Raw genomic sequence first — 14,073 nt, 5'->3', positions numbered from 1 at the left:
GGGCCTGAAAGGGCTGTTGCGTCGCGCCTACCTTCCGTAACGTCCCAACTGGCGCCGGTGAATATGCCGGTTGCCGCCGTGGGGGAGCCTCGATTCGGGAGAGGACGGCGCCAGCATGAGCAGCTGGGTAACCGACTGGAGCACGCAGGCCGCATGCAGGACGACGGATCCGGACGAACTGTTCGTCCAGGGTGCGGCGCAGAACCGGGCGAAGGCGGTGTGCACCGGATGCCCGGTACGCACCGAGTGCCTGGCCGACGCGCTCGACAACCGGGTGGAGTTCGGCGTGTGGGGGGGTATGACCGAGCGGGAGCGCCGCGCACTGCTGCGCCGCCGCCCGATGGTGACCTCCTGGCGAAGACTGCTGGAGACCGCCCGCACCGAGTACGAGCGCAGCACCGGTCTGCTGCCGCTCGGTGACGAGGACGACTACGCCGCGGCGGGCTGACCCTCCGCGAGTTCCTGACCGATCGCCCGCAAACCCTCCAGGTCGTGTACGTCGCCCGGCAGGGCGGTGACATCCACCATCGGTACTTCGGGGTGCACTGACACGAAGCGGTCGCGGGTGCGTCGTTCACGCGCGACCACCTGCATGCGTTCCGCATGGAGGCGCAGGAGTCCGGCGGCGAGCCGCTCCGAGTCGTCGGTGCCCGCCGGCAGGTCCTGCCGGGAGTCATCATGCCCGGCCCGTTGATCCACAATGCCGCCGCCGGCAAGATTTTCTTCGCCTTCCGCGCCGGAGTGCGCCCCGGCGCCGTCGACGGTGCTTCCGTCCGTGCCCTCGGCCTCGCTCTCCGCGGCGCGCTCGGCCACGTAGTCCTCCAGCGCCTCCGCCGCCGCCAGCGCGCGCTCCGCGGTCAGCTGGGCCGCCCCGCTGCCGTGCACCCGGTTCAGTACGAGGCCGGCCAGCGGCATGTCCTCGTCGGCGAGCCGCTCCACGAAGTACGCGGCCTCCCGCAGCGCGTCCCGCTCCGGGGCCGCGACGACGAGGAAGGCGGTGCCGGGCGCCTGGAGCAGCCGGTACGTGGCGTCGGCGCGGGTGCGGAAGCCGCCGAACATCGTGTCCATCGCCGCCACGAAGGTCTGCACGTCACGCAGCAGGCCGGCGCCCATCACCTTGCTCAGGGTGCCGGTCATCATCGACATCCCGATGTTGAGGAACTTCACCCCGGCCCGGCCGCCGACCTTCGCCGGGGCCATCAGCAGCTTGATGAAGCGGCCGTCGAGGAAGGAGCCGAGCCGCTTGGGCGCGTCGAGGAAGTCCAGCGCGCTGCGGCTCGGCGGGGTGTCCACGATGATCAGGTCCCAGGCGTCCTGGGCGCGCAGCTGCCCCAGCTTCTCCATCGCCATGTACTCCTGGGTGCCGGCGAAACCGGCCGACAGCGACTGGTAGAAGGGGTTCTCCAGGATCGCCCTGGCCCGCTCGGGGTCGGAGTGCTGGACGACGACCTCGTCGAACGTCCGTTTCATGTCCAGCATCATCGCGTGCAGCGAGCCGCCGGCCGACCGATCGATTCCAGCCACTTCGCGCGGTGTGTTGTCCAACTCCGTCAGCCCCATCGACTGCGCCAGCCGGCGGGCCGGGTCGATGGTCAGCACCACCGCGGTACGCCCGCGCTCGGCAGCCCGTACGCCCAGGGCCGCGGCCGTCGTGGTCTTGCCGACGCCGCCCGAGCCGCAGCAGACGACGATCCGGGTCTTCCGGTCGTCCAGCAGCGGGTCGATCTCCAGTACGGGGCTCTGCAGGCTCATCTCAGGCGTCCTCGTCCTCGTCCTCGTCCTCGTCGTCGGCGTCGTCGGCGTCCTCGATGTCGTCGTCCTCGGGGCCGCCCGCCGCCGCTGTCCGGCCCTTCGCGCGGGCTGCGGCCTCCATGACGCCGGGGACGGCCTGTTTGCGCAGGCTGTCGGCCAGCCGGTAGAGGCCGCCGAGGTCGACGCCGTCGCCGAGCAGGTCCAGCTCGCGCACCGGCAGGCCGAGCGCGGCGATCTCGGCGCGCTGCTCGCGCTCCAGGACCACCCGCTGGGCGTGCTCGTGGGCCTGCGCGAGCAGCGGGTCCACCAGCCGCTCCGCGACCCCGCCGCGCCTGGCCCCGCCCAGGCCCGCCTGCGACAGCGCCTTGGCGACCGCGGTACGCCGCTTGCCGACGGCAACGGCGCTGCGGTCGGCGGCCGCCTTGGCCAGGTCGGCGTCGCCCAGCAGCACAGGGCGCACCATGTTGACGATGACCGCGCCCACCGGAAGGCCTGCGGCCCGCAGCTCGGCGACGCCGTCCATGGTCTCCTGGACCGGCATCTCCTCCAGCAGCGTCACCAGGTGGATCGCGGTCTGCGGGGACTTGAGCACCCGCATCACCGCCTGCGCCTGGTTGTGTATCGGCCCCATCCGCGCCAGGCCCGCGACCTCGTCGTTGACGTTGAGGAAGCGGGTGATGCGGCCGGTCGGCGGGGCGTCGAGCACGACGGCGTCGTACACCGGCCAGCCCGCCTTGTCCTTGCGGCGGACCGCCTCGCACACCTTGCCGGTGAGCAGCACGTCCCTGATGCCGGGGGCGACGGTCGTCGCGAAGTCGATCGCGCCGAGCTTCTTCAGGGCGCGGCCCGCCCGGCCCAGCTTGTAGAACATGTCCAGGTAGTCCAGCATCGCCAGCTCGGCGTCGATGGCCAGCGCGTGCACCTCGCCGCCACCCGACGCGGAAGCGATCCTGCGCTCCTCGTACGGCAGCGCCTCGGTCTCGAAGAGCTGCGCGATGCCCTGCCGCTCCTCGACCTCCACCAGCAGGACCCGCCGGCCCTCCGCCGCGAGGGCGAGCGCCAGCGAGGCGGCGACCGTGGTCTTGCCCGTGCCGCCCTTGCCGGTCACGATGTGCAGCCGGACGGCGGATGACTGGTGAGCGCTCACCTTGCGAGCCTAACCACTGGCGGGGCGGGCCACGCCCTGGGTCCCGGCGAGGCGATAAAGTCGCGGCATGGCGAAGAAGTGGGAATACGCGACCGTGCCGCTGCTCGTGCACGCGACCAAGCAGATCCTCGACACCTGGGGTGACGACGGCTGGGAGCTGGTCCAGGTCGTGCCGGGACCCAACTCCGAGCAGCTCGTCGCCTACCTCAAGCGGGAGAAGGCGTGAGCGGGGCCGTCGCGTCCCGGCTCGCAGAACTGGGCCTGACGCTGCCCGAGGTGGTGCCGCCTCTGGCGTCCTACCAGCCGGCCGTACGCTCCGGCGCGTACGTCTACACGTCCGGCCAGCTGCCCATGGTGGAGGGCAAGCTGCCGGCAACCGGCAAGGTGGGTGCGGGCGTCACGCCCGAGGAGGCCAAGGAGCTGGCGCGCGTCTGCGCGCTCAACGCGCTGGCCGCGGTCAAGTCGGTCGTCGGCGACCTCGACCGCATCGCGCGCGTGGTGAAGGTCGTGGGCTTCGTCGCCTCCGCCCCGTCCTTCACCGGGCAGCCGGCGGTCGTCAACGGGGCCAGTGAGCTTCTCGGCGAGGTGCTGGGTGAGAAGGGGGTTCACGCGCGTAGCGCCGTGGGGGTCGCGGTTCTGCCCCTCGACGCCCCCGTCGAAGTCGAGCTCCAGGTCGAACTCGCCCCCTGAGCGGGGGGCTTTTTCGGCGGGGCCGAGCACATATTCGGCGGGGCCGAGCCACCAGGGCGTTGCCCTTGCGCAGGGCGGTGAGCGTTTTTCAGGGGGGCGGGCACGCCCTGGGTGCCTCCTCCGCAGAGGGCGAGCGTTTTCAGGGGCGCGCCGCAGATCAGGTGCAGCCCCGCGCCCCCCAAGGGTTGCCCCCTTGCGGAGAGGGGAACGTAGGGTCGGCGCATGGGGAAGATGAGTGTGCCGGCGGCGTGGCCGGAGCGGATCCGGGCGCTGACCCGGGGGGAGCTGCAGCCGGTGGTGCCGCGGCGGGCGGCGACGGTCCTGCTGCTGAAGGACGACGGGCACCTGCCCGTCGTCCACATGCTGCGGCGCCGCGCCTCGATGGCCTTCGCGGCGGGCGCGTACGCCTTCCCCGGCGGCGGGGTGGACCCGCGCGACGAGCGGCCGGTGCGCTGGGCCGGTCCCGCGCTGGAGGAGTGGGCGGCGGCGCTGGGCGTCGGCCCGGCGGAGGCGCAGGCCGTGGTGTGTGCGGCGGTGCGCGAGACGTTCGAGGAGTCCGGGGTGCTGCTGGCCGGCCCGGACGCCGGCACGGTCGTGGCGGACACGACGGGGGAGGACTGGGAGCGGGACCGTACCGCCCTGGTCGCGCACGACCTGGCGTTCGCCGACTTCCTTGACCGTCGCGGCCTGGTGCTGCGCACCGACCTGCTGCGGGCGTTCGGGCGCTGGATCACCCCGGAGTTCGAGGAGCGCCGCTACGACACGTGGTTCTTCCTGGCGGCACTGCCCGCGGGCCAGCGCACCCGGGACGTGTCCGGCGAGGCGGACCGCACCGCCTGGCTGCGCCCGGCCGACGCGGTGGCCGGCTACGACCGCGGCGAGCTGGCGATGCTGCCGCCGACCGTGAGCATGCTGCGGGACCTGCTGCCGTACGGCTCGGTGGCCGCGGCCCTGGACGGCGCGGCGGGGCGCGACCTGGCCCCGGTGATCGCGACGGCCGCCGTGGACGCGGCCGGCGCGGTCGTACTGACCTGGCCCGGGCACGACGAGTTCACCTTCACCCTGGCCGCGCCGGGGGGTGGGGCGCAGTGACGTCGGGGACGGCGCCGGGGCGGCCGCGGGCCGCGATCGGCGGGTGGGCGACGGCCCGGGCGCTGTGCGTCCTGGCGCCGAACGCCTCGCCGATGACGCTGGACGGCACGAACACCTGGATCGTCGCCGAGCCCGACTCGCCGCTCGCCGTGGTGATCGACCCGGGGCCGCTGGACGAGGGCCACCTGGCCGCCGTCGTGGCCGCCGCCGAGCAGGCGGGCAAGCGGGTCGCGCTGACGCTGCTCACGCACGGGCACCCCGACCACGCCGAGGGCGCTGCCCGTTTCGCGGAGCTGACCCGCACCCGGGTGCGCGCACTGGACCCGGCGCTGCGGCTGGGGGACGAGGGGCTGGCCGCGGGCGACACGGTGACGACCGGCGGCCTTGAGCTGCGGGTCATGGGCACTCCAGGCCACACCGCGGACTCGCTGTCCTTCCTGCTGCCGGCCGACGGCGCGGTGCTGACCGGTGACACGGTGCTCGGCCGCGGCACCACCGTGGTCGCCCACCCGGACGGGCGGCTCGGCGACTACCTGGACTCGCTGCGGCGGCTCCAGGCGCACACCGTGGACGGCGGTGTGGACACCGTCCTGCCGGGCCACGGCCCGGTGCTCGGCGACGCCCGCGGCGCCGTCGAGTTCTATCTCGCCCACCGTGCCCACCGGCTCGCCCAGGTCGAGACCGCCGTCGAGTCGGGCCTGCGCACCCCGGCCGAGGTGGTCGCGCGCGTCTACGCCGACGTCGACCCGGCACTGTGGCCCGCAGCGGAGCTCTCGGTCCGCGCCCAACTCGACTACCTGCGCGAACACGGAATCATCGAGCTGCCATGACATCTGCCCCCGCCGTCTTCACCCCGCACTCCCGCGCCTTCGCCGCCGACCCCTACCCGGCCTACGAGGAGCTGCGGGCGGCCGGCCGCGCGCTCTACTACGAGCCGACGCGGCAGTGGCTGATCCCGCACTACGACGACGTCAACGCGCTGCTGCGGGACCGCCGGCTCGGCCGCACCTACCTGCACCGCTTCACGCACGAGGACTTCGGCCGCACCCCGCCGCCGCCCGAGCTCGAACCCTTCACCGTGCTGAACGACAACGGCCTGCTCGACCTGGAGGCCCCGGCGCACACCCGCATCCGCCGGCTGGTCGCCAAGGCCTTCACCCCGCGCCGGGTGGAGGAGCTGGTGCCGACCGTGCAGCGGCTGGCCGCCGAGCTGGTCACGGCGCTGTACGCGGACGGCGGCGGCGACCTGCACGCCAAGGTCGCCGAGCCGCTGCCGGTCGCGGTGATCGCCGAGATGCTGGGCATACCCGCCTCCGACCGGGACCTGCTGCGGCCCTGGTCGGCGGCCATGACCGGGATGTACGAGCTGAACCCCGGCCCCGACGCCGCCCGCGCCGCGGTGACCGCCAGCGAGGAGTTCTCCGCCTATCTGCGGGAGCTGATCGCCGTCCGGCGCACCGAACCGGGCGAGGACCTGATCAGCGCGCTGATCGCGGTCCAGGACGACGGCGACGTGCTCAGCGAGCAGGAGATGGTCTCCACCTGTGTGCTGCTGCTGAACGCCGGCCACGAGGCCACCGTCAACACCACCACGCTGGGCTGGCTGACCCTCTTCCGGCACCCCGACCAGCTGCGGGTCCTCCAGGAGGTGCCGCAGCGGCTGCGGGACGGCGTGGAGGAGATGCTGCGCTACGACACCCCGCTGCAGCTGTTCGAGCGCTGGGTGCTGGACGACATCGAGGTCGGCGGGACGGTGATCCCGCGCGGCTCCGAGGTGGCCCTGCTGTTCGGCTCGGCGAACCGCGACCCCGCCCGCTTCGAGGACCCCGACCGCTTCGACGTGACCCGGCCGGCCTTCGACAACCGGCACGTCAGCTTCGGCGCGGGCATCCACTACTGCCTGGGCGCCCCGCTGGCCCGCCTCGAACTCAGCGCCTCCTTCGGCACCTTCCTGCGGCACGCCCCCGGGATGCGGCTGCTGTCCGAGCCGCGCTGGCGGCCGAACTACGTCATCCGCGGGGTGGAGGAGCTGCTGGTCAGCTGGTGAGGTCCCGGCGCCGCAGCCCGGCCAGGCCCGCGGCCAGCGCCGCGGCGGCGACGAGTATGAGCCAGGCGTACGGGGTCGCCGCCACGTGGCTTCCCGGCAGGTCCGGCAGGTGCGTGAACGGCGACACGTCGAGCACCGGCTGGGGCAGCCGCAGCACCGGGCCGAGCTGGCCGAGCAGCACGCACGCCGCCAGCAGCCCCCAGGCGGCGGAGGCGGCCCGCGGCCGCAGCCCGAAGAGCAGCACGCCGAGGCCCACGAGCACCCACACCGCCGGCGCCTGGCCGACCGCCGCCCCGGTCAGCCGGGGCAGCTGCCCGCCGACGTCATGGACGGCCAGCCCGTACGCCAGGCCGGTCGCGGCCCCTGCCGCGGCCAGCAGCAGCACCGGGCCGAGCAGGGCGTGCGCCAGGTGGCCCGCCGCCCAGCGCAGCCGCCCCACCGGGTGGGCGAGCAGCGCCTCCGCACCGCCCGCGCTCTCCTCGGCGCGCAGCCGCAGCAGGCTCTGCACCGCGTAGCCGCCGGCGGCGATGCCGTAGACGCCCATGACCGTGGCCAGGAAGGCGTCGGTCAGGCCGGTGTGGCCGCCCATCCGCTCGATGATGTCGCCGACCTGGCCGTTGTCTCCGACGATGTCGCCGACCGAGTCGGTGACCGAGCCGTAGACGGCCCCGGCGACCAGCAGGCCCGCGCCCCAGCCGTACAGGCTGCCGCGCTGGAGGCGCCAGGCCAGCCCGGAGGGGCCGCGCAGCAGCCGGCCCGCGCCCGCGGGTCCCGGCCTTGCGGGCAGCAGGCTCGCCCCGATGTCGCGCCGTTCGACCAGCGCATAGGCGGCAGCGCAGCACAGCGCGGCGAATCCGGCGACCGGTGCCAGCACCCACCAGGACTCCCCGGCGTAGGGGTGCAGATGCTCCAGCCAGCCCAGCGGCGAGGCCCACACCAGGGGCGAGGACCCGCCGGTGCTTCCGGCGTCCCCCGCCGCCCGCAGCAGGAAGGCGGCCCCCAGCACCGTGCCCGCCAGCCCCCTGGCGAGCCTGGCGCTCGCGGTGAGCTGGGCGGTGACCGCGGCGACCGCCCCGAAGGCCAGGCCGCCCGCGGCCAGTTGCAGCCCCAGCGCGACCGACCCGGCGGGGCTCTCGCCGAGCACCGCCATGCCGGCTGCGACCACCAGCGCGACCACGGCGTCGGCCGCCGCCGTCGCCGTGAGGGCCGCGGTCAGCGGCGCCCGCCGGTCGACCATGGTGGCGCCCAGCATCTCCTGGCGGCCGGTCTCCTCCTCCTCGCGGGTGTGCCTGACGACCAGCAGGATGCTCATCAGCCCGGCGAGCGCCGCCCCGATGACGCCGATCCGCCAGGCGGTGAGGGCGCCCACGGAGTGGGCGTCGTAGATCGGCCCGTAGAACGCCCGCAGCGGCCCGCTGGCGTTCGTACTGCGCTGGAAGTCGGTGCGGTCGGCCTGGTCGGCGTAGAGCGAGCGGTAGGACACCGCGCTGCCGACGGCGGTGGCGGCCAGAGCGTAGATCCAGCCGGGGATCATGACGCGGTCGCGGCGCAGCGCCAGCCGGGTCAGGGTCGCGCTGCCGGCCGGGGCGCTCACCGGGTGCCCCCGTGCCCGGCTGCCGCGCCGGCCGGGACCTGGCCGGCGTCGGCCGTGTAGTGCCGCAGGAACAGCTCCTCAAGGGTGGGCGGGCGGCTGGTCAGGGTGCGGACCCCGGCGCCGGTCAGGGCCTGCAGCAGGGTGTCGAGCCGGTCGTTGTCCACCTGGAGGGTGACCCGGGTGCCGTCGACCGCGAGGTCCCGCACACCGGGCAGCCGGTCCAGGCCCTCGGGCGCCCGGCCCAGCTCCGCGGTCACCGAGGTGCTGGTGAGGTGGCGCAGCTCGCCGAGCGCACCGGACTCCACCGTGCGGCCCTGCCGGATGATGCTCACCCGGTCGCACAGCGCCTCGACCTCGCTGAGGATGTGGCTGGACAGCAGCACCGTGGCGCCCCGGTCGCGCGCCTCGCGGACGCAGCCGCGGAAGACCTCCTCCATCAGGGGGTCCAGGCCCGACGTCGGCTCGTCGAGGATCAGCAGCTCGGCCCGCGAGGCGAAGGCGGCGACCAGGGCGACCTTCTGCCGGTTGCCCTTGGAGTAGGCGCCGCCCTTCTTCGCGGGGTCCAGCTCGAACCGGTCGAGCAGCTCGGCTCGGCGGGCCGGCTCCATCCCGCCGCCCAGCCGGCCGAAGAGGTCGATGATCTCGCCGCCGCTGAGGTTGCGCCACAGCGTGACGTCACCGGGTACGTACGCCACCCGCCGGTGCAGCGGCACCGCCTCGCGCCAGGGGTCGCCGCCGAGCAGCCGCGCCCGGCCGCCGTCGGCTCTCAGCAGCCCGAGCAGGATGCGGATGGTGGTCGACTTCCCCGAACCGTTGGGTCCGAGGAAGCCGTGCACCTCACCGGTGGCGACGGACAGGTCGAGTCCGTCGAGTGCGCGTGTGCGGCCGAAGGCCTTGGTGAGCCCGGCCACGTCGATAGCCCCGTTCATGTTTTCGAAGGTACGCTGTCTTCAGAAATTTGTGAAGTTCACGAACGGGTTAAACTTGGCGAAACCGAGCGGGAGGCGGACCGTGCCCCAGGAATCGCAGCAGCAGGCACCGCGGCAGACGCGGCAGACACAGCAGCGCGAGGAGGAGCGCGCCGGCGCCGGCGCCGTCGAAGTCGCCGTCGACGCCGACGTCATGGCCTTCATAGAGCGCTTCGCGGCCCAGCTCGTCGAGGCCGGCATGCCGCGGATGCCCAGCCGGGTCTTCGCCGCCCTGCTCGTCTCGCCCGACGGCGCGCTCAGCTCCGCCGCGCTCGCCGACCAGCTGCAGATCAGCCCGGCCGCGGTCTCCGGCGCGGTCCGCTACCTCGCGCAGGCGGGCCTGATCCTGCGCGAACGCGACCCCGGCTCGCGCCGCGAGCTGTACCGGCTGCACAACGACCAGTGGTTCGAGACCTTCACCAACCGCGAGCACATGCTGGTGCGCTGGGAGAGCACCCTGCGCACCGGCGTCTACAGCGTCGGCGAGGACAGCGACGCCGGCCGCAGGCTCGCCGAGACGGCCGCCTTCTTCGAGTTCCTGCAGCGGGAGCTGACGGGGATGATGGAGCGCTGGCGCGTCTACCGCACCACCCTCTGACGAGGCGTCACGAGTCCGGCCCTCTGGGAGCCCCCGCCGCCCCCGTCCGGCTCAGCGCCGCGGCACCGTCAGCCGCCACGCCGCCGGCTCCACCGTCCAGGTCCTGGTCCGCACCGGCCCGGTGACCGCGGAATCGGCGCGGTAGCGGAAGTCGCGGCCCGAGACGGTGATGGTGCGCGCCCTGGTGCGGACGTGCGAGGCGCCCTCGGTGCGCCGGACGTAGACCTCGGCGAAGCCGGAAGGGGCCGGGCGGACCGAGATCTCCTGCACCGGCTGGTCGAGGTCGGCGAGCAGCACCCCGTCGGCCTCCACCCGCAGCCGCTGCCGGGGCGGCGGGTGGGCGGCGGCAGGGATCGGCGCGGTCAGGGTGCGCACCAGCGAGCGGGCGGTCTTCTCCACCGGCGTCCACCAGTGCGCGGCGGTGTGCGAGACGGGGCTGCCGCAGGGGATGCTCAGCGCGCCGAGCACGATGCCGCCGCTCTCGTCGACCAGCAGGTCCAGTTCGCGCGGGGCGCCGTCCAGCACCGCCCGGGCCGCGGCCGGCACGTCGCCGGGCACGCCGAGGGCGCGGGCCAGCGTCGAGCGCGGCCCGATCGGCACCAGCGACACCGGCGCCTCGTGCAGCGTGCGGTCGCGGTGCAGCGAACGGACCGTGCGCAGCAGTGCCTGGTCGTCGCCGAGGACGACCGGGTGGCGGCGGCCGCGGTGGGCGAGCGCGCGCTCGGCCTCCTCGGCGGACTCCGGGAAGACGATCTTCACGGAGGGCGCCCCCGCACACAGGACATCCTTCGCGATCCGCACGGACTCGCCGTCGGTCGCGCGTGCCGCCGGGTCGATGACCAGCAGCAGCGGCCACCTCCGGTCGGAGTCCGGTGGAGGATGCCCGGGAGGGTGAGCCGACACCTTGGTCCTTCCTCAGGTAAAATCTCGGTGCAAGAGCCCCTTGCGCCTTTGCGTCAGGGGCTTCGTCTATTCCGGGGCAGGTTCGACGGCTCTCTGCACGTTGGACATGCCCCGCCCGGAAGGGGTGTACGCCTGTGCCCGCACTTGTGCTGCTCGGTGCTCAGTGGGGTGACGAGGGCAAGGGGAAGGCCACCGACCTGCTCGGCGGCTCCGTCGACTACGTGGTGCGCTACCAGGGCGGCAACAACGCCGGCCACACGGTGGTCGTCGGCGACCAGAAATACGCACTGCATCTCCTCCCCTCCGGCATCCTGTCACCTGGATGCACCCCCGTGATCGGCAACGGTGTCGTGGTCGACCCGGCGGTCCTGCTCTCCGAGCTGAGCGGGCTGAACGAGCGCGGAGTGGACACGTCCAAACTGCTGATCAGCGGTAACGCCCATCTGATCACGCCGTATCACCAGACCATCGACAAGGTGACGGAGCGCTTCCTGGGCAACCGGAAGATCGGCACCACGGGCCGCGGCATCGGCCCGGCCTACGCCGACAAGATCAACCGGGTCGGCATCAGGGTCCAGGACCTCTTCGACGAATCGATCCTCCACCAGAAGGTCGACGCGGCGCTGCAGGACAAGAACCAGGTCCTGGTGAAGATCTTCAACCGGCGGGCGATCAGCACCGACCAGGTGGTCGAGGAGTACCTCGGCTACGCGGACCGGCTCAGGGACTACGTCACCGACACCGCCCTGGTGCTCAACCAGGCGCTGGACGACGGCAAGGTCGTGCTCATGGAGGGCGGGCAGGGCACGCTCCTCGACGTCGACCACGGCACGTACCCCTTCGTCACCTCGTCGAACCCGACATCGGGGGGCGCCTGCACCGGCAGCGGTATCGGCCCCACGAAGATCACCCGGGTGATCGGCATCCTCAAGGCGTACACAACGCGTGTGGGCTCGGGACCGTTCCCCACCGAGCTGTTCGACGAGGACGGCGAGCGACTGCGCACCGTCGGCCACGAGTTCGGCGTCACCACCGGGCGCAACCGGCGCTGCGGCTGGTTCGACGCGGTCATCGCCCGCTACGCGACCCGCGTCAACGGCCTGACCGACTTCTTCCTCACCAAGCTGGACATCCTCACCGGCTGGGAGCGCATCCCGGTGTGCGTCGCCTACGAGGTCGACGGCCGCCGGGTGGAGGAACTGCCGTACAGCCAGAGCGACTTCCACCACGCCAAGCCGGTCTACGAGTACCTGCCCGGCTGGTCGGAGGACATCACCAAGGCGCAGACCTTCGCCGACCTGCCGAAGAACGCGCAAGCCTACGTCAAGGCGCTGGAGGAGATGTCCGGGGCGCCGATCTCCGCGATCGGGGTCGGCCCCGGCCGCACCGAGACCATCGAGATCAACTCCTTCCTCTGAGCCGGTCGCCGCCGGCGTACGAGGAGGTCAACTGACCTTCTCGTACGTCAGCGGCGTCTTCTCGCCCGCTACGCCGTCGCGCATGAGGTGGGTGGCGTCGACCAGGGTCAGCGTCGTGGCGGTGCCCTTGGAGCAGGAGGCGGCAGGCTTGCCGCTGACCACCTCGGACGGGCTCAGCTTCACCGGCGGTCCCGCGTCGGTCACCACCATCTGCCAGGCGCACTCGTAGAGCGTGTCGGTGCCGTTCGTACGGGAGCCGGTCAGCTCCACCGAGCCGTCCTCGTGCACGGTCAGGGTGCGGGTGTCGTAGATCGCCGGCGGGGTGCGGACCATCGACTGCCAGGTGCCGACCAGGTCCTGCGGCGCGTCGACCGCGACCGCCGGTACGGCGGGGGCCGTGGTCGGCTGCTCGGTGGGCGTGGCCGGCGGCGTGGTGGTCGGCTCGCCGGTCGTCGGGGTGGCCGTGGGCGTGGTCGCCGAGGGCGTCGGCGCGGACGAGGCGGTGGTGGGCGGGGGCGAGGGGGTGCCGGTGCCGGTCGGCGGCGCCTGGTGGGCGTCGTTGCCGCGGTCCTTCTCCTGGACGACGACATAGGCGGTGGTGGCGCCCGCGATGACCGCGAGCAGCGTCAGTACGGCGACGAGCGCGCCGCGCCTGCCGCGGCGGGGGGCGGGCGGCGCCGCGGCCGGTTCGGGAGCGGCGACGGCGGTGGCCGGCGCCGGGGTCTGCACGGGAGCCGCCTGCACGGGAGCCGCCTGCACGGGAGCCGCCTGCACGGGAGCCGCGGCCTGGACAGCGCCAGGACCCGAAACGGGCGCCGCGGCAGGGGCCGCCTCCTCCGCCCCCGACGGGGCCGCCGCCTCCAGCTCCAGCAGCTGCACCGCGTGCCGCCCCAGCTGGGCGACGATCGCACCGGGCAGCCACGGCTCGACGCGGCCCGCAGGAGTGTCGGGCGCCTCGTCGGCAGGCGGCCCGATCAGGTCGAGCACCTCGGGCAGCGAGGGCCGCTTCTCCGGCTCCTTGACCAGGCACGCGCTCACCAGGGCGCGCAGCCCGTCGGGCACCGCGTCCAGGTCGGGCGGCTCCTGCACGATGCGGAACATCTGGGCGTGCACCCCGCTGCTCGCCGCCCCGAAGGGCTGCAGCCCGGTCGCCGCATAGGCAAGGACCGAGCCGAGGCAGAAGACGTCGCAGGCCGGGGTGACCCGGTCGCCGCGCACCTGCTCGGGCGACATGAAGGCGGGGGAGCCGACCATGGCACCCGTATGGGTGAGCGTCGGCGAACCGTCCGCGACGGTCTCCAGAGCGCGGGCGATGCCGAAGTCGATCACCCGGGGGCCGTCGATCGTGATCATCACGTTCGAGGGTTTGAGATCCCTGTGCACAAGACCCGCGGCATGGATGTCGGCCAGCGCGTGCGCAAGGCCGGCGGCGAGCACCGTCACCGAGCGCTCCGGCAGCGGGCCGTAGTCCTTCATGACCTGCTGGAGCGAGGGTCCCGCGACATAGCCGGTGGCCACCCACGGGATGTCGGCCTCGGTGTCCGCGTCGAGCACCGGCGCGGTCCATGCGCCGCCGACCCGCCGGGCCGCCAGCACCTCGCGGCGGAAGCGGCTGCGGAACTCCTCCTGCGCGGCCAGTTCGGCCCGCACCAGCTTCACCGCGACCGTGCGGCCCCGGTCGGAGCGCGCCAGGAAGACCCGGCCCATGCCGCCCGTGCCCAGCCTTCCGAGCAGCCTGTATGTGCCGATCCGCTGCGGATCGTCCGCTCCGAGCTGCTCCATGGCCTTCCCCCCGCTGCCGCGTTCGGCTCCCGAACCCCAGAGCGAAGAATATGCGCAGCACCGGCCCGGGTTACCAGGTGGT

General features: G+C 73.5%; 14 protein-coding genes. 8 read left to right on the top strand and 6 right to left on the bottom strand.

Going from position 1 to position 14,073, the window contains the following annotated elements; all coding sequences use genetic code 11:
* The first annotated feature begins 115 nt into the window (after positions 1-115).
* On the top strand, positions 116-448 hold the full coding sequence (locus JT723_RS04625) for a WhiB family transcriptional regulator (RefSeq protein WP_033175459.1): 333 nt from the start codon (positions 116-118) through the stop codon (positions 446-448).
* Here the strand turns inward: JT723_RS04625 and bagB are convergent.
* Complete coding sequence (gene bagB / locus JT723_RS04620; RefSeq protein ID WP_205043065.1) at positions 430-1,752, bottom strand: ATPase BagB; 1,323 nt, start codon at positions 1,750-1,752, stop codon at positions 430-432. The two genes, JT723_RS04625 and bagB, sit on opposite strands and share 19 nt — an antisense overlap.
* A 1-nt stretch (position 1,753) precedes the next feature.
* Positions 1,754-2,899, bottom strand: a complete 1,146-nt coding sequence (gene bagA / locus JT723_RS04615; protein WP_205043064.1) for an ATPase BagA — start codon at positions 2,897-2,899, stop codon at positions 1,754-1,756.
* Positions 2,900-2,966: 67 nt separating this feature from the next.
* Between bagA and sp36 the strand changes: the two genes are divergently transcribed.
* The 5 genes from sp36 (at position 2,967) to JT723_RS04590 (ending at position 6,728) form a co-directional block, all read left to right on the top strand.
* Entirely contained in the window at positions 2,967-3,125 is a 159-nt protein-coding gene (gene sp36, locus JT723_RS04610; protein WP_205043063.1) for a Sp36 family protein, read from the top strand.
* Entirely contained in the window at positions 3,122-3,589 is a 468-nt protein-coding gene (locus tag JT723_RS04605; RefSeq protein WP_205043062.1) for a RidA family protein, read from the top strand. The genes sp36 and JT723_RS04605 overlap by 4 nt, the downstream gene beginning before the upstream one ends.
* A 222-nt stretch (positions 3,590-3,811) precedes the next feature.
* On the top strand, positions 3,812-4,681 hold the full coding sequence (locus JT723_RS04600; protein ID WP_205043061.1) for an NUDIX hydrolase: 870 nt from the start codon (positions 3,812-3,814) through the stop codon (positions 4,679-4,681).
* Positions 4,678-5,511 carry an MBL fold metallo-hydrolase gene (locus tag JT723_RS04595; RefSeq protein WP_205043060.1) on the top strand — a complete coding sequence of 278 codons (834 nt, stop codon included), beginning with the start codon at positions 4,678-4,680 and terminating at the stop codon, positions 5,509-5,511. The genes JT723_RS04600 and JT723_RS04595 overlap by 4 nt, the downstream gene beginning before the upstream one ends.
* Complete coding sequence (locus JT723_RS04590; RefSeq protein WP_205043059.1) at positions 5,508-6,728, top strand: cytochrome P450; 1,221 nt, start codon at positions 5,508-5,510, stop codon at positions 6,726-6,728. The genes JT723_RS04595 and JT723_RS04590 overlap by 4 nt, the downstream gene beginning before the upstream one ends.
* Here JT723_RS04590 and JT723_RS04585 read toward each other — a convergent pair.
* A complete protein-coding gene (locus JT723_RS04585) occupies positions 6,718-8,322 on the bottom strand; it encodes an ABC transporter permease (protein WP_205043058.1) in 1,605 nt (534 codons plus the stop codon). The two genes, JT723_RS04590 and JT723_RS04585, sit on opposite strands and share 11 nt — an antisense overlap.
* Positions 8,319-9,251, bottom strand: coding sequence for an ABC transporter ATP-binding protein (locus tag JT723_RS04580; protein ID WP_205043057.1), 933 nt, complete (start codon positions 9,249-9,251; stop codon positions 8,319-8,321). Before JT723_RS04580 ends, JT723_RS04585 begins: the two co-directional genes overlap by 4 nt.
* Positions 9,252-9,444: 193 nt before the next feature.
* On the opposite strand from JT723_RS04580, the gene JT723_RS04575 reads away from it, so the two are divergent.
* A complete protein-coding gene (locus JT723_RS04575; RefSeq protein ID WP_240165112.1) occupies positions 9,445-9,888 on the top strand; it encodes a GbsR/MarR family transcriptional regulator in 444 nt (147 codons plus the stop codon).
* Positions 9,889-9,939: 51 nt separating this feature from the next.
* On the opposite strand, the gene JT723_RS04570 is transcribed toward JT723_RS04575, so the two are convergent.
* Positions 9,940-10,791, bottom strand: coding sequence for a diacylglycerol kinase family protein (locus tag JT723_RS04570; protein WP_251513066.1), 852 nt, complete (start codon positions 10,789-10,791; stop codon positions 9,940-9,942).
* Positions 10,792-10,925: 134 nt separating this feature from the next.
* Between JT723_RS04570 and JT723_RS04565 the strand changes: the two genes are divergently transcribed.
* A complete protein-coding gene (locus tag JT723_RS04565) occupies positions 10,926-12,209 on the top strand; it encodes an adenylosuccinate synthase (protein WP_205043055.1) in 1,284 nt (427 codons plus the stop codon).
* Between the two features lie 27 nt (positions 12,210-12,236).
* On the opposite strand, the gene JT723_RS04560 is transcribed toward JT723_RS04565, so the two are convergent.
* Positions 12,237-13,991 carry a serine/threonine-protein kinase gene (locus tag JT723_RS04560; protein ID WP_205043054.1) on the bottom strand — a complete coding sequence of 585 codons (1,755 nt, stop codon included), beginning with the start codon at positions 13,989-13,991 and terminating at the stop codon, positions 12,237-12,239.
* Positions 13,992-14,073 lie beyond the last annotated feature (82 nt).

This window comes from Actinacidiphila bryophytorum, assembly GCF_016916835.1.
Lineage (GTDB): Bacteria > Actinomycetota > Actinomycetes > Streptomycetales > Streptomycetaceae > Actinacidiphila > Actinacidiphila bryophytorum.
Note: the sequence above shows the minus strand (reverse complement) of the source record. Positions and strands in the feature narration are given on the sequence as shown.

What these genes read in the sequence shown, in the direction of transcription:
- JT723_RS04600 (WP_205043061.1), top strand. Translation starts at nt 3,812, where the DNA reads ATGGGGAAGATGAGTGTGCCGGCGGCGTGGCCGGAGCGGATCCGGGCG.
- JT723_RS04590 (WP_205043059.1), top strand. Translation starts at nt 5,508, where the DNA reads ATGACATCTGCCCCCGCCGTCTTCACCCCGCACTCCCGCGCCTTCGCC.
- JT723_RS04575 (WP_240165112.1), top strand. Translation starts at nt 9,445, where the DNA reads ATGGCCTTCATAGAGCGCTTCGCGGCCCAGCTCGTCGAGGCCGGCATG.
- JT723_RS04625 (WP_033175459.1), top strand. Translation starts at nt 116, where the DNA reads ATGAGCAGCTGGGTAACCGACTGGAGCACGCAGGCCGCATGCAGGACG.
- sp36 (WP_205043063.1), top strand. Translation starts at nt 2,967, where the DNA reads ATGGCGAAGAAGTGGGAATACGCGACCGTGCCGCTGCTCGTGCACGCG.
- JT723_RS04560 (WP_205043054.1), bottom strand. Translation starts at nt 13,991, where the DNA reads ATGGAGCAGCTCGGAGCGGACGATCCGCAGCGGATCGGCACATACAGG.
- bagB (WP_205043065.1), bottom strand. Translation starts at nt 1,752, where the DNA reads ATGAGCCTGCAGAGCCCCGTACTGGAGATCGACCCGCTGCTGGACGAC.
- JT723_RS04580 (WP_205043057.1), bottom strand. Translation starts at nt 9,251, where the DNA reads ATGAACGGGGCTATCGACGTGGCCGGGCTCACCAAGGCCTTCGGCCGC.